Source organism: Mucilaginibacter ginsenosidivorans (genome assembly GCF_007971025.1).
In the GTDB taxonomy this organism is placed as follows: domain Bacteria; phylum Bacteroidota; class Bacteroidia; order Sphingobacteriales; family Sphingobacteriaceae; genus Mucilaginibacter; species Mucilaginibacter ginsenosidivorans.
In genome coordinates, this window is record NZ_CP042436.1 from 2,696,040 (window position 1) to 2,710,003 (window position 13,964).

At 46.4% G+C, this 13,964-nt stretch carries 8 protein-coding genes and 1 tRNA gene; 6 read left to right on the forward strand and 3 right to left on the reverse strand.

Annotated features, from left to right (window positions below; genetic code table 11):
• Window positions 1-28: 28 nt before the first annotated feature.
• The 6 genes from FRZ54_RS12285 to FRZ54_RS12310 all read left to right on the forward strand — a co-directional run bounded on the left by FRZ54_RS12285 (window position 29) and on the right by FRZ54_RS12310 (window position 12,184).
• The gene (locus FRZ54_RS12285) at window positions 29-1,540 is read left to right on the forward strand and encodes a RagB/SusD family nutrient uptake outer membrane protein (RefSeq protein WP_187359606.1); all 1,512 of its coding nucleotides are present in this window, start codon (window positions 29-31) and stop codon (window positions 1,538-1,540) included.
• A gap of 110 nt (window positions 1,541-1,650) precedes the next feature.
• Window positions 1,651-2,523, forward strand: a complete 873-nt coding sequence (locus tag FRZ54_RS12290; RefSeq protein ID WP_147031898.1) for an inositol oxygenase family protein — start codon at window positions 1,651-1,653, stop codon at window positions 2,521-2,523.
• A 115-nt stretch (window positions 2,524-2,638) separates the two neighbouring features.
• Window positions 2,639-4,834 (forward strand): alpha-N-acetylglucosaminidase, encoded by a 2,196-nt coding sequence (locus tag FRZ54_RS12295; RefSeq protein ID WP_187359607.1) that lies wholly within the window; start codon window positions 2,639-2,641, stop codon window positions 4,832-4,834.
• 17 nt (window positions 4,835-4,851) lie between these two features.
• Window positions 4,852-7,782 (forward strand): beta-galactosidase, encoded by a 2,931-nt coding sequence (locus FRZ54_RS12300; RefSeq protein WP_147031900.1) that lies wholly within the window; start codon window positions 4,852-4,854, stop codon window positions 7,780-7,782.
• A gap of 14 nt (window positions 7,783-7,796) precedes the next feature.
• Window positions 7,797-8,924, forward strand: a complete 1,128-nt coding sequence (locus FRZ54_RS12305) for an acyltransferase family protein (RefSeq protein ID WP_147031901.1) — start codon at window positions 7,797-7,799, stop codon at window positions 8,922-8,924.
• A 2-nt stretch (window positions 8,925-8,926) separates the two neighbouring features.
• Window positions 8,927-12,184, forward strand: coding sequence for a GH92 family glycosyl hydrolase (locus FRZ54_RS12310; RefSeq protein ID WP_147031902.1), 3,258 nt, complete (start codon window positions 8,927-8,929; stop codon window positions 12,182-12,184).
• Window positions 12,185-12,308: 124 nt separating this feature from the next.
• Here FRZ54_RS12310 and FRZ54_RS12315 read toward each other — a convergent pair.
• The 3 genes from FRZ54_RS12315 to FRZ54_RS12325 form a co-directional block, all read right to left on the reverse strand.
• A tRNA-Lys gene (locus FRZ54_RS12315) sits at window positions 12,309-12,381 on the reverse strand.
• A 111-nt stretch (window positions 12,382-12,492) separates the two neighbouring features.
• On the reverse strand, window positions 12,493-13,497 hold the full coding sequence (locus FRZ54_RS12320; RefSeq protein ID WP_187359608.1) for a WD40/YVTN/BNR-like repeat-containing protein: 1,005 nt from the start codon (window positions 13,495-13,497) through the stop codon (window positions 12,493-12,495).
• Window positions 13,494-13,928 carry a DUF2147 domain-containing protein gene (locus FRZ54_RS12325; protein WP_147031904.1) on the reverse strand — a complete coding sequence of 145 codons (435 nt, stop codon included), beginning with the start codon at window positions 13,926-13,928 and terminating at the stop codon, window positions 13,494-13,496. The genes FRZ54_RS12320 and FRZ54_RS12325 overlap by 4 nt, the downstream gene beginning before the upstream one ends.
• Window positions 13,929-13,964: the final 36 nt, after the last annotated feature.

A 13,964-nucleotide genomic window follows, 5' to 3' on the forward strand; every position in this document is an offset into this window, starting at 1 on the left:
AAGCATATTATGTATTAGCATGATATGTATGGAAAGCTGTATTAAAAAGCCCCTCGACCAAAAACCGACGGGCTCGTACACTACGGCAACCTATTGGCGTAACCAAAATGATGTTATTGCCAATGTTTTGGGCATATATAATGTCCTTTACGTCGAAGACTGGGTGGGCCACGCGTTATATACGTACGACGACCAGTCTGATGATATTTATGTGGCGGGCGACCACTCCGACTTCCAGGCAGTTGGAAACCTGAACGCCGACCCATCTTTGCAGGTGATCTATTACACATGGCCTTTCGCTTACGAACAGATCGGCAGGGCAAATAATGCTATATTTTATATCCCAAAAGTTCCGGTTATGGATGATGCCATCCGCAGCCGGTCGATGGGCGAAGCGTATTTTCTGAGGGCGTACGCATATTTTTTACTGAGCCAGATATATGGCGAGGTGCCGATAATAACAGAAGCGAATGTCCAGGCCAGCAACTACAATGTTCCGAAAGCAACATTGGACCAGGTAAGAGCACAGGTTGAGTCGGATCTTTTGAAAGCGATAAACCTGCTCCCCGAAACCTATGACGCTGCAGATAAAGGGCGGGTAAGTAAAGGCGCAGCCGAAGGACTGCTGAGTAAATTGTACCTGTTTGAAGATGATTTTGCCAAATCTATTCAATATGGTACCGCGGTAATTAATGATGCCAATTATTCACTGGCGCCTAATTATGACGATAACTTTACCCCGGGTATCCAGCAAACAACGAGCAACGAATTGCTTTTTGCCGTGTGGAACCAAAACAGCGAAATTTCGGGCTCATTACAATCGCCTATGGCTATCTATTTCTCTCCGCGGCCATGGCAGGGATGGGGCTTTCATCACCCTACACAAAACTTTGTAGATGAATTTGAAACCGGTGATAAGCGGGAAAAAACCACTGTTTTAGCAGTGGGCGATTCTATCCCTTATCAAACCAACCTATCGGTTATATCGCCTGAAGACGCTGTACAGATGTTTACGGGCAAAGCGGGGCAATCAACGGGCAGGATGCTGCCAAGTATGTCTACCACAGGTTACTATATCCGGAAATATACGGCCTATATGCCAAGCGGCGACGGCAACCTGAATTTTGACCTGAAACAACCCCTGCTAAGAACGGCCGAGATATACCTGATTGTTGCCGAGGCAAAGATCAGGCAATCAGGCGCAGGCAGCGGCGACGCGGAAATTAATGCCGTGAGAGTAAGAGCCGGTCTTGAGCCGGTAGCCGGAGCCGGCATGAAGCAACTCATCCATGAAAAAAGAGTGGAATTAGGCGGCGAAAATGTACGCTGGCAGGATTTGCTGCGCTGGGATAAAGACCAGATAGTAAATCTTGATACCATTGTAGGTAAGCCAAAGAAAGCGTCGCCGCTGCCGCCTTATAACGGCGCCGTTATTGTACCGGCGAGGACCTTCCAAAGGCCAAAGGATTACTTTATGCCAATACCGCAGAAGATAATTGATGAAAGTAAAGGAGTTATCAAGCAAAACCCTAATTATTAACAGGGTCTGTATTAATTCTAAGATTAGTTGATTGATTAATGGGTGATCCGCAAGGAGCCCATTAATTTTTTCTTAAAGAACTATTTAATCAATGATATAATAACATAACTATGAAAAATCAAAATCAAGATGAGATGTCGCCCATGTCGTCACTTGAAGATTGGGACAACGATGTATTGAAAAGATACCCCGAACCTGGCAAGCCGGCAAAAAGCAAGGAGGAGTACAGGAATTACGACAGCCCGGAAATAGACGGCGTACGCGAGTTTTATCGTCTTAACCACAAATACCAAACCTATGATAATGTACTGGCCAAAAAAGCGAACTTTTTGCAATTCGATAAAAAAGAAATGCCGTGGTGGTCGGCTATGGAATACCTGAATACCCTGATAGATGATTCAGACCCCGATACCCAGCTCGATCAGTTACAGCATTTGCTGCAAACTGCCGAAGCCATCAGGGCCGACGGTTACCCCGACTGGTTTATACTTACCGGTTTCATACACGATCTCGGAAAAGTGCTTTGCCTTTTTGGCGAACCGCAATGGAATGTGGTAGGGGATTCGTTCCCGGTGGGCTGCAAGTTTTCAGACAAGATTGTTTATCCTGAATTTTTTGCGGCTAATCCTGATATTCATGACGAGCGTTTTAACACGCAATATGGGGTTTATTCGCACCAGTGTGGTTTGGACAATGTGCATATGTCGTGGGGGCACGATGAGTACCTGTACCATTTGGTTAAAGATTACCTTCCCGAGCCCGCTTTGTATATGATCCGTTACCACTCCTTTTATTCGCAGCACCGCGAACACGCTTATGACCACCTACTAAATGGCCATGACCAGGAGATGTTTAAATGGGTAGATAAATTCAACCCGTATGATCTTTATTCAAAAAGCCCCGTTGCGCCGGTAGTATCTGAGCTGAAGCCGTATTACGAGGACCTGATCGCCAAATACCTGCCTTCAACGGTTAAATTATAAATATATCATAGCACACTGATAAGCAGTCCCCCTGGGGTGTTTCCGGGTAACCGGTGACACCCCTGAAGGAGGGGGTGTCTATATTAACTAACGGAGAAAATCCGATATTATCCGCATGAAAAAACACCTGTTTACTCTGATTATTCTTTCGTTAAGTTGTTATTCTTACGGCCAGGTCAGCCAGGCCGATTCAAAGGCATTTATCGAACGGGTGATCCCGGGCCGGTCAGGTTCGTTTTTAATAGAAAGCATCCCGCAGGAAAACGGCAAAGACGTTTTCGAACTGGATGGAAAAGCTGGAAAAATTATATTGCGGGGCAATAACGGGTTGTCCATTGCCTCGGCATTGAGTTTTTATCTTAAACACTATTGCTTTTGCGATATAGGCTGGAATGGTACCAACCTGGACTTGCCGGTTAACCTGCCGCCCGTTACAAAAAGGATACATAAAAATACCCCTTACAAATACCGCTATTATCTTAATTACTGCACATTCAATTACTCCATGTCGTGGTGGGATTGGGACCGCTGGCAAAAGGAGATAGACTGGATGGCGTTAAATGGTATCAATATGCCGCTGGCTATCACCGGCGAAGAAGCCATTTGGCAGGGCGTTTACAAAAGCATGGGATTTACCGGCAAACAGCTGGATGATTTTTTTTGCGGACCGGCCTATTTTTCATGGTTTTGGATGGGTAACCTCGATGCGTGGGGTGGCCCTCTGCCGCAACACTGGATGGATACCCACAAGACGTTACAAAAAAAGATATTGGAACGTGAACGTTCATTTGGGATGACCCCTGTCTTATCTTCATTTACCGGGCATGTGCCGCCGTCATTTAAAGACAGGTTCCCTTCGGCGAAAGTCAAAAAAACAAATTGGGGCGCAGGGTTCCCGGATGTATATATCCTCGACCCTGAGGACCCTATGTTTGAAACGGTAGGGAAAAAATATATCGAGGCCCAAACTGCTGAATTTGGTACCGATCATTTGTATTCGGCCGACACATTTAATGAGAATGATCCGCCGACCAACGATTCGACTTACTTGGATAAAATGAGCAAAAAAGTATTCCACTCGATGACGGTAGCCGACCCTAAGGCCGTTTGGGTAATGCAGGGATGGATGTTTCATTATAACAGTAAGTTTTGGCAACAACAGCAGATAAAGGCTTTGCTCAACGCGGTGCCAGACGATCAAATGATAATTTTGGATCTCTACAGTGAATCGCACCCGGTATGGAATCGTACCGAAGCTTACTATGGCAAGCCCTGGATATGGAGCATGTTGCAGAACTTTGGCGGTAACATAAGCCTTTTTGGCCGTATGAGACACGTAGCTGCCGACCCGGCCATAGCCCTGCACGATCCGGAATCAAAAAACATGACAGGCATTGGTGTCACCCCGGAAGGGATAGAACAAAACCCGGCCCTGTTTGAATTGATGCTCGAAAATGTCTGGCGCGATACTCCCATTGATGCCGATGCCTGGGCGAAAGATTACGCTCGCAGGCGTTATGGCAAACCCAACCAATCGGCTGATGAGGCCTGGCATATTCTGTTGAATACCGTTTACAGCAGCGGACTTACCGAAGGCGGGCCCGAATCGATCATCGTCGCCAGGCCTACGTTGAAGAAATCGGTGGACAGGGTATTGACCAAACTGGATTACGACCCGGAACAATTATTTAAAGCATGGTATCTGCTGGTACACGCGTCGGATAGCCTGAAGCAAAGTGACGGTTTTCAATACGACCTTGTGGACGTAACACGGCAGGTGCTGGCAAATTATGCATCGCCTTTGCAACAAAAATTAGCCGTAGCTTACAATAACAGGGATGGGGTTCTATCCAAAAAGTATAGCGCCGCATTTTTGGAACTGATGGATGATATGGACGACCTGCTAAGTACGAGGAAAGACTTCTTATTAGGTAAATGGATCAATGAAGCGAGGGCGAATGGCATAACGGAACAGGAGAAAAACCTGTATGAATTTAATGCACGCGACATTGTGACGCTTTGGGGAGATAAAGAAAGTGGCCTGAGCGAATATTCGAACAGGCAATGGGCCGGGCTGATAAAAGGTTATTATAAACAGCGGTGGGCTATGTTCTTTAAACAAATGGATAAAGCGTTAGCCGCGGGCGTGTCCTTTGATGCAAAAGAATTTGACAAACAGGTAAAGGATTGGGAATGGAAGTGGGTTAATACACACGACGACACCTATCCGGATGTTATCAAAGGTAATGCGGTTTCGAAGTCAAAACAACTGTTCGAAAAATACCATAGTATTATTCAACAATCTTTCTAAGAATTTATCTTCTCCAAATGTATAAGTGGATTTACCTGGTACTATTGTTATTCACCCCTGTTTTTGCTGCCCGCGGTCAAAGCAGTAACGATCATATATTTCCCGCTGCCAGGGTAGCCAGGTCGGGTATCGACTTTGATAATAAGGGGTTTTTGATCCATGGTAAACGTACCTTTATCGTGTCCGCCGGGATGGAATATGCCCGTGTACCGCATCAGCTTTGGTACGACAGGCTGCTTCGCATAAAACGGGCCGGGTTCAATTGTGTTGAGATATATACTTTCTGGAACTTTCATGAGCCGAAGGAAAATCAATTTGATTTTACGGGCGACCATGACCTGGGGCGGTTCCTGGTAATGGTAAAAGAAATGGGCATGTACGCCATCGTTCGTGTAGGGCCTTACTATTGCGCCGAATGGAATAACGGTGGTTACCCGTTATGGCTCAAATTTAAAAAAGGACTGGGAGTGCGTGAGGACAACAAAGTGTTCGAATATTACGTCGACCGTTTTTTTGACAAGTTATTGCCCATTGTGTTCAAAAATCAGGTCAACCGGGGAGGGGCGGTTATTTTGGTGCAGTTGGAAAACGAGCATACGCAGGGATGGGGTACTGTTATGCCAAATGGATATTTCAGGCATTTGCAGGCCAAAGCACTGAGTTTGGGCTTGGAGGTACCTTATTTTTTTAGCGGACTGCACCATTCCAGCGACCCCGGTGGCGAGGGCAAGCCGGATGATGCAAAAAGACCAAATCCCTGGTTCAGTACCGAGTTTTGGAGTGTATGGTACTCGCAATATGGCCCGAAACCAGGTGACGCGGGTGTGTATGATCGCCGGACATGGAAGATCATAGCGCATGGCGGTAACGGCTATAATTACTATATGGCTCACGGCGGTTCCAATTTTGGTTATACCAATAACGACGAAGATGCTGCATCGTACGACTATGGAGCAGCCATAGGGCAGGCCGGGGATTTGAGGCCGATCTATTATACCTTTAAACGGGCGGCGTGGTTTGCCCGGAGTTTCCAGGATATTTTGGAAAACAGTACTGACGCGACACTTGTATACAGCGATATAAGCCGGGATACGGGCTTAAAGATAAGTGCAAGAACGAGCCCCTCGGGCGATATCATTTTCCTTGACAATTCGGGTAAAAACCCGGTTAGCGCCAAACTGCAACAAAGTGGGGTGACGATAAAGGTAGCTCCCGGCGAACTATACCCGCTGGTACATAATTTTAAGATCAGCTCCGGGATCACACTCGAGTGGGCATACACCCGGATATTTGCCGTAGTAAAACAACACAATACAGCAACCATCATAGCCGATTGTGAAAAGGGAATGAATTTCTCTATGCATTTTATTACTGGACCAGGGATGATGGCAAAGCCACGGTCGCCGGGAATAAAAGTAACCGGGAATAAGATAGATTTAGATGTGGCAATGCCTGACAGTGATAAACTGTTGGAATATGCTTTCACCGCAGGTTCGCAAACCATTCGCATATTGGCAATGAACAGGCAACAGACCGATAAAACGTGGATAGTGGATAGCGGCGGAGAAAATTATGTGGTAAACGGTGCCGGCTATTTGGGTACGGTGAGGATTGATGACAGGACGATTAAAGTCGCAGCAGAAACACCTTTATTGGCAAATGACGAGGGGCAGGTGTGGCTATATACTGCCAATAAAACATTGCGTTTGGAAAAGGGTGGCCAGCAAGCAGTTAGCCAGCCGCAAAAACTTAAATTAACGAAGTGGATGCAAAGCGATGCATCCGCTCCCGCTTTGCCAGGATTCAAGACCGGGAATTGGCTGCATAGCAGAACTCCGCTACAGATGGGCGCGGATGGCGACCTTACACCAAATGCCTGGTACAGAACGAAGGTCACCGTACCCGCTGCTGGTAACTATACCATGCAGGTAAAAGGAGGCGGACGGGGACAAGCCTATATTGACGGAAAGCCTGCTGCGAAATGGAAACTAGATGATGGAGAAGTGTCGCTTAACCTTGCAAAAGGCAGGCATACACTAGCGATTTTTACCGCTCACGACGGCAGGGATAAACTCGCCGGTTACATAGGCCCAATTGAAAGCGTCGATAATAAGGGAATTTTTGGTACGGCGTTTATTAAGCAGGGTGGCCCTTTTATCACCCGGTTGAGCAATTGGTATTTTGCCAGGGCAGATCGCAAAGAAGATGCCAGATCGGGACCGCCGAAATTTGATACAGCATTCTATAAAAAATATAAAATAGGCGATGATGTTTTTAATAAGCGTGAAGGCTACGGCTGGTTCGAAACAACTATCGCGCAGCCACCGGCCGGGACCTCAAAGATCACCTTGTCGTTCCGGAGTGTTGACGAAAATGCAACGGTTTTTATAAATGGTAAGCAGGTATATCATCATGATGGCTGGAACGACCCGTTCGAGGTAACAGTTACCGACCCGGAAGCTTTAAAGGCGCCGGTGAGACTGGATGTGTTTGTAGAGAATTATTCGAACGAGGGAGGTATCGATCAGCCGGTAAAGGTTAATACCATAGGCAATGCTGCGATGGTAAATAACTGGGCGATGAAGGGCGGCATTGACAATTCGCCGGCTGCGGAAAAATGGCTTGCCCTTTCTCCTAAACGTAATCCGGGCCCCTGCTTTTATCGTTCCAAATTTACTGTTCATTTTTCAGTCTCGCATACCTTCATCTGGCGGGTCGATACGAAGAATATGGGCCACGGTTCCGTTTGGGTAAATGGGCATAATCTTGGCCGGTATCCCGAAAAAATAGATGCTCCGGGGTTATATATCCCCGAATGCTGGCTAAGGAACGGTCCGAATGAGCTTTTGATCTATGACGAAGATGGAAAAACACCCGAAGATATAAACGTCATAGCTGAACCTGCCGCCGGACGAACAATAACGAATTTAACTGCAACTATCAAATAAGCTCCTTGCAAAATATGCCAGCAAAACAGGAAAGATTTACCGCGCTCGATGTTTTCCGCGGGATGACCATATGCTTTATGATCATTGTTAACGCACCGGGCTCGGGGGCTGATGTTTGGACACCTTTAGATCACGCCTATTGGTTTGGCTTTACACCCACCGACCTGGTGTTCCCTTCGTTTCTGTTTGCCGTAGGGAACGCGCTTAGTTTTTCAAAAAATAAATTTGATAATGATTCGGCATTTTTGGGCAAAGTATTTAAGCGGACCGTCATTATTTTCCTCCTCGGTTACCTAATGTATTGGTTCCCTTTCTTTCACCGAACCGGTGGCACATGGGTGTTCAATACCCTGGCAAACACGCGCATTATGGGTGTGCTGCAACGTATCGCGCTTTGTTATTTCTTTGGGGCATTAATTGTTCATTATTCCTCGCAAAAAGCAGCCGTCATTATTTCTGCCTTATTGTTGGCGGGCTATTGGGTGTTTTTATTTTTATTTGGCGAGCCGGGTAAAGAATTTACGATGCTTGGTAATGCGGGCACAAAGCTGGATATCCTGATCATGGGTAACGCACATCTATATCACGACAAGGGCGGTCCGATCGCCTTTGATCCCGAAGGCTTATTGAGCACTTTTCCTGCAATTGTCAATGTTATCGCCGGTTACCTGGCGGGGGCCTTTGTCCAGCGAAAAGGTAAAAATTATGAATCTGTAGCCAAATTGTTTATTTGCGGCGGACTGCTCATTATTCTTGCCTTGTTTTTTGGCCAATTTTTCCCAATTGCCAAGAAGCTGTGGACCAGCTCTTTTACGTTGCTGACGATTGGTACCGACCTGGCAATACTGGCTCTGCTGGTTTATGCTATTGAGATTGAAAATATGAAAACGGGTACCCGTTTTTTTCTCGCCTTTGGAAAAAATGCATTGGTTATTTACCTGCTGTCCGAACTGCTGCTAACCACATTGCAACTGATATGGCTACGGCCGCAGTTAAGCTTTTACGACTGGATAAACCAGGTGTTTTATCAGCGGTTGTTCCCCGGGCCGCCGGGTACGCTTATGTTTGCACTATGCTATATGTTTGTATGCTGGCTGGTAGCTTACCTGCTGGATAAAAATAAGATATACATCAAAATATAATTATGCCCGGCGCATTTTCCCGATTTTTAATAGCTTCAGTGTTGTTGATGGGCTTTAGCGTCAGGCTTTCTGCCCAGCATCGCGATAATATCCGATTTGTAGATCCCTTTATCGGCACAGCAAAAAGCAATGTGCCTACCAAATGGGGCAATGAAGGTGGTACCTATCCGGGCGCCGTTGCACCTTCGGGCGCTATTCAATTAAGCCCCGAAACGAAAGCGGGGAAAGGATACGATTATACCGATAGCACCATTTGTTATTTCAGTTGCTACAGGCATTTCTGTGGCTTTCCCGGCGGTTCGGCGGGGCGATTCCAGGTGATGCCGGTTAGCGGCGTAAATGATTTGGAACCAAGGAAATATAGCAGGCGTTTTTCGCACAAAAGTGAGATGGCCTCGCCGGGTTATTACCAGGTCGTGTTTGATGACGACCACACTCGTGCAGAAGCAACAGCAACAACCAGGACAGGTATGTTCCGGTTTACGTTCCCGGCAACCGTTATGCCACGCATATTTATAGGCGATGCGGGTGATATCAGGCAGCAGTCGAAAAGAATACTGCAATTCTCACGCGGTAATACGGTTGTTAATCTTAACGTTGATTATAGCGATCTAAAAAAAGTATCCGGCGGGTGGATCGTCTCATTTACCAATGAAAAGACGATCACCCTGAAAATAAGTGCTTCAACAATTGGTGTTACCGGTGCGCAAAAAAATATCGACCAGGAAATAGGTGACAAAGACTTTGACGCCGTTCGACGGCAAACGCAGGAAGAGTGGGGTAAGAAACTGAGTATTATAGATATTTCGGACCGGAACGAGCAGAATAAAACAATTTTTTATACGGCTCTCTATCACTCGCTGCTTATACCCTGGGTAGTTGACGACGCAGATGGGCAATATCTTGGCGCAGATGGGCAAGTGCATAAAAAAAGCGGACAAAACCAATACGGCGGGTTTTCTCCCTGGGATACTTTCCGATCGCTCAATCCATTGCTTACCCTCCTTTACCCCGATAAGGAAAACGATATTATACTATCCATGCTGGATATTTATAAGCAGACGGGCCATTTACCAACCGAATCGATGACCGGAAACCATGCGATCCCTGTTATTGTGGATAGTTACCTGAAAGGAGTGGATAAGTTTGATAAGGAGCTGGCTTACAACGCGATGAAAAGCAATATTGTCGATACCCCCTTTCTACAGGGTGATATGGAAGCCTATCATCAAAGCGGTTATATTCCCTATACTCACTCCGAATCAGTAACCCGGACGGTCGAATATGCTTACGACGATTGGGCATTGTCGCAATATGCACGGCAGATTGTTCATGATGACAGCGATTTTAAACTTTTGCATGATCGCGGCTTTAACTATCGCAATCTTTTGAACGTCAACGAATTGTTTTTGCTTCCACGAAATAAAAATGAGTTTAAAATACAGCCCGGAATGTCTGGGTACAAGGAAGGCGATCAATGGGTTTACAGCTATTTCGTGCCCCATAACATGAGGGATCTTATCAATTTGCTGGGCGGTAATGATCAATTTGCGGCAAGACTCGATTCAGCCCTTACTCACAATGTTATTTTGTTCGACAACGAAACAGTGTTTCATATACCCTACCTGTTCAACCAGGCTGGTAAAACTGAATTAACCCAAAAATGGGTAAGAAAAATTATGCAGGAGCGATTTAGCGATGCGCCTGGCGGCTTACCGGGGAATGATGACCTGGGTTCAACATCCAGCTGGTATGTTTTTAGCGCAATCGGTATTTACCCGGTATGCCCTGGCCGGCCCTTGTACGCAATAGGCTCGCCGCTATTTGAATCGGCAACACTAAACCTCCCGAATGGGAAAAAGTTTATCATCAATAGCTTTCGATTGTCTGTGAAAGACAGATATGTGAACAGGCTATTTGTCAATGGACAACCCTGGCATCACTTGACATTGTCGCATGCCACATTAACGGCGGGAGGTAAAATGATCTTTGATATGGACAACAAACCCGCTAAGTCGTCGTCGAAAATAAATACTAACGAGCTTTCCGAGACCGCGAGCTATCCGGTATTTAAAATCTCAGGTTTCTCGGCAACAAAAAAAGCCGTTGAACCGGATGAACTATTTTTCCTGAAATTCTCCATCTCAAATACAGGCAGCGCCGGCACAAAGACAGTTGATCTGATAGTTAATAAAAAAGTATACGCCCGTAAAAATTGCCTGGTGGCTTCGGGCAAGGCGCTTGTAGATTCTATCCCCTGCCGGTTATACCCAACGGGAGAAACCACGTTGCAAATTGCAGGCCTGCCCCCGCTAAAGGTTCGTGTTAAAAGCCCTGATCGTCCGGTAGCTCAATGTTATAAGATAACAGCGTATTCCGCTACCCCATTGGTGAAGCTGCACAACACGCAACGGGTAAGTTATACTATTCAGAACACCGGAGGTGCAGGACATGCTTTCACCATCCCGGTAATGAGCGGCGATTCTCTCGTTTTCGACGATAAGGTCATGCTTGCGCCCGGGGAGAAAAAAATAGTGAATCACGATATGGTGGCAGGCAAGCCTGGGTTTCAATATGTCAAGATCGGCAGTAACAAAATTCCTTACAAGGTTTATCAGTATAACAGGGAGTCTGTTTTACTTGACCTTTCACCCCAATATAACGATAAGGATACCCTCGTGAACGATATGTCGGGGTTGGGTAATAAGGGGCGTATCATATTTGTAGCCGATCACACCAAAACTCCGGATAACAGGTTGTTATTCGGCAAAAACTGCTTTATCGAATTACCTTCATCGCCAGGCCTGGATGAGCTTGGGGAAACTATCACCATGATGGCCTGGGTTTACCCAACCAGTTCAAATAGCGGATTAACGGATATTTTTACCAAAGGAGATACCAATGTTTTGCAGGTAGCGGAGGGCAAGTCACTTACTTTTTTTGCTGGGGGCTGGGGCAGGGGCGATTGTACCGTTGACTTGCCACCTCACTGGCTCAACCATTGGCATCATATAGCCGGAGTTTGTGAAGGCCGGATTCTTCATGTTTATATCGACGGGATATTAAAAGGAACAACCACAACAGATCAAACCGCAAACCTATCGGTTAATAATAAATGGGTGCTTGGGCGGAATGATGAGTTCCCGTCAGAAAGGGAGTTCCAGGGATATATAGGAAATGTTAAAATATACAAGGAACCATTATCCGCGGAGGAAGTTTTGGCCGTGTTCAGCAACGACAGAACGTTGATGATTAAATAAGTCGGGTAGCATGTTTTTTGCGATCGTTCGGATATGCAGCATGCTTCACCAAAACGTATCGCAAAAGCCATTACAACAAAAAAACCTGTAAGTATTAAACTTACAGGTTCTTGCTGAGATTTTGTGATCCCGCTGGGACTCGAACCCAGGACCCCAACATTAAAAGTGTTATGCTCTACCGGCTGAGCTACGGAATCCTAATAACGTTTCCGTTAAAAGTGGTGCAAATATAGAGTTTATTCGCATAGCCCGCAACCTGTTTTTAAAATATTTTTCAGGTGTAAAATAAACACCTAAATACCAATAAACTATGGTTTAAAAATTCCTATTCTGCCTTTGTCGCCGGCCAAAAGCACCAGGCTGCCGTGTTTTGCTTTACGACAAACGTTATAGCTGGCATCGTCGATCTTGCTCCATGTTTTGCCACCATCAGTGGTGATATTGCTTCCCGGGGTGCCGGTGGAAAGGAAAATTTTCCCGGAAATATATTCTACACACGATTGAAAGCCGGCAGGCCCTTTTTCGGCAGGCTCAAAAATGTTGCGGGTAAGTTGGGTGGCTGAAACCGAGTCGGCCCTTTTGTCTTTTGCATAATCCCCGCCAACCATAATCCCCCGGTCGTTGCCACATACAAAAGAAAATCCTCCCTGGCTTGGTTTGCTGTGGGGGAGCGGGGCATCTTGATAATCCCACGACTTCTTCCCGTGATAAGTTAACAACCTGGCCGCGCTGCCACCGGTCGTTATGTAAGTGAGGCCGCACGAAATGCGCAGACAAGTACCGCTTGCGGCAAAAGCTGCTTCGCCGGGTAAAGCCTCGGGTGGATTTTTAAACGGGTGCCAGGTTTCGCCGCCGTCATTCGTTTCCATCAGCACGAATTTTCCCGCTATCGGGTCCCCTAAAACCAGGCCATGCTTTGGCGTGTCAAAATCCATTGCGTCGAAAAAATAGGCGCTATCGGCGTTATTATACTTTACCTGCCAGTTGTTGCCGCCATCGGTTGTTTTTAATATCAACGCAGGTGTGCCCGAACTCATGATAATAGCTTCTTTATCCGAGAAGGCTTCGATGTCCCTGAAATCGGATTTCTCAAAACCCTTTACCTGTTTCCAGTCCCAGGTTTTGCCGCCGTCGTTTGTTAGCGCTACGGTGCCCCGGCTGCCGCTTACCCAGGCCACCTTATCATCAACCACGGATAACCCCCGAAAGCTCGCTGGTTTGCCTTGTTGTAACGTTTCGATGCGTTGGGCCTTCACTTGTGCTGCTGTTATGCAAAACAGAAGCAGCCCGATATAGTAGCGTAGTTTTTTCATTTTACACGTGTCCATACTTCTGATCGTCCGAATAACGAGATGCCTATATAACCCCTTATTTTAAGTTTATTGCCGTCGATGGTCATTTTGCAACTGTAGGTTTTCCCGTTTTTGGGATCGTAAATGGTGCCGTCCTCATACACACTGTCGCCGTCGTAAGTGAAATCCTTCAGCAATTCCAACCCCAGTTCCGGGCGGGAGCGTAAGGACTCATCAGGATTATTTTTATCGGTCTTGGGCTTCCCCGTTTCATCGTTCGGGTATTTTATCCAGTCGAGCTTGCCATAAAATTTGTTGCCCTTTTTGTAGATCAGGATATGGTCCTCGCCGCTGGGGTTGGCCCACGAACCTAATATGGCGTCGGCGGTTTGAGCCGAGGCGGTAAAGGAGATGACAGCCAGCAGGACTATTAAGCAGTAATTCTTTATCATTTCGCTTATCAATTGGTTTAACGAACTTAACTTTTA

Coding starts and splice junctions, on each gene's coding strand:
- FRZ54_RS12325 (WP_147031904.1), bottom strand. CDS start 13,928: ATGATAAAGAATTACTGCTTAATAGTCCTGCTGGCTGTCATCTCCTTT.
- FRZ54_RS12300 (WP_147031900.1), top strand. CDS start 4,852: ATGTATAAGTGGATTTACCTGGTACTATTGTTATTCACCCCTGTTTTT.
- FRZ54_RS12310 (WP_147031902.1), top strand. CDS start 8,927: ATGCCCGGCGCATTTTCCCGATTTTTAATAGCTTCAGTGTTGTTGATG.
- FRZ54_RS12320 (WP_187359608.1), bottom strand. CDS start 13,497: ATGAAAAAACTACGCTACTATATCGGGCTGCTTCTGTTTTGCATAACA.
- FRZ54_RS12295 (WP_187359607.1), top strand. CDS start 2,639: ATGAAAAAACACCTGTTTACTCTGATTATTCTTTCGTTAAGTTGTTAT.
- FRZ54_RS12290 (WP_147031898.1), top strand. CDS start 1,651: ATGAAAAATCAAAATCAAGATGAGATGTCGCCCATGTCGTCACTTGAA.
- FRZ54_RS12305 (WP_147031901.1), top strand. CDS start 7,797: ATGCCAGCAAAACAGGAAAGATTTACCGCGCTCGATGTTTTCCGCGGG.
- FRZ54_RS12285 (WP_187359606.1), top strand. CDS start 29: ATGGAAAGCTGTATTAAAAAGCCCCTCGACCAAAAACCGACGGGCTCG.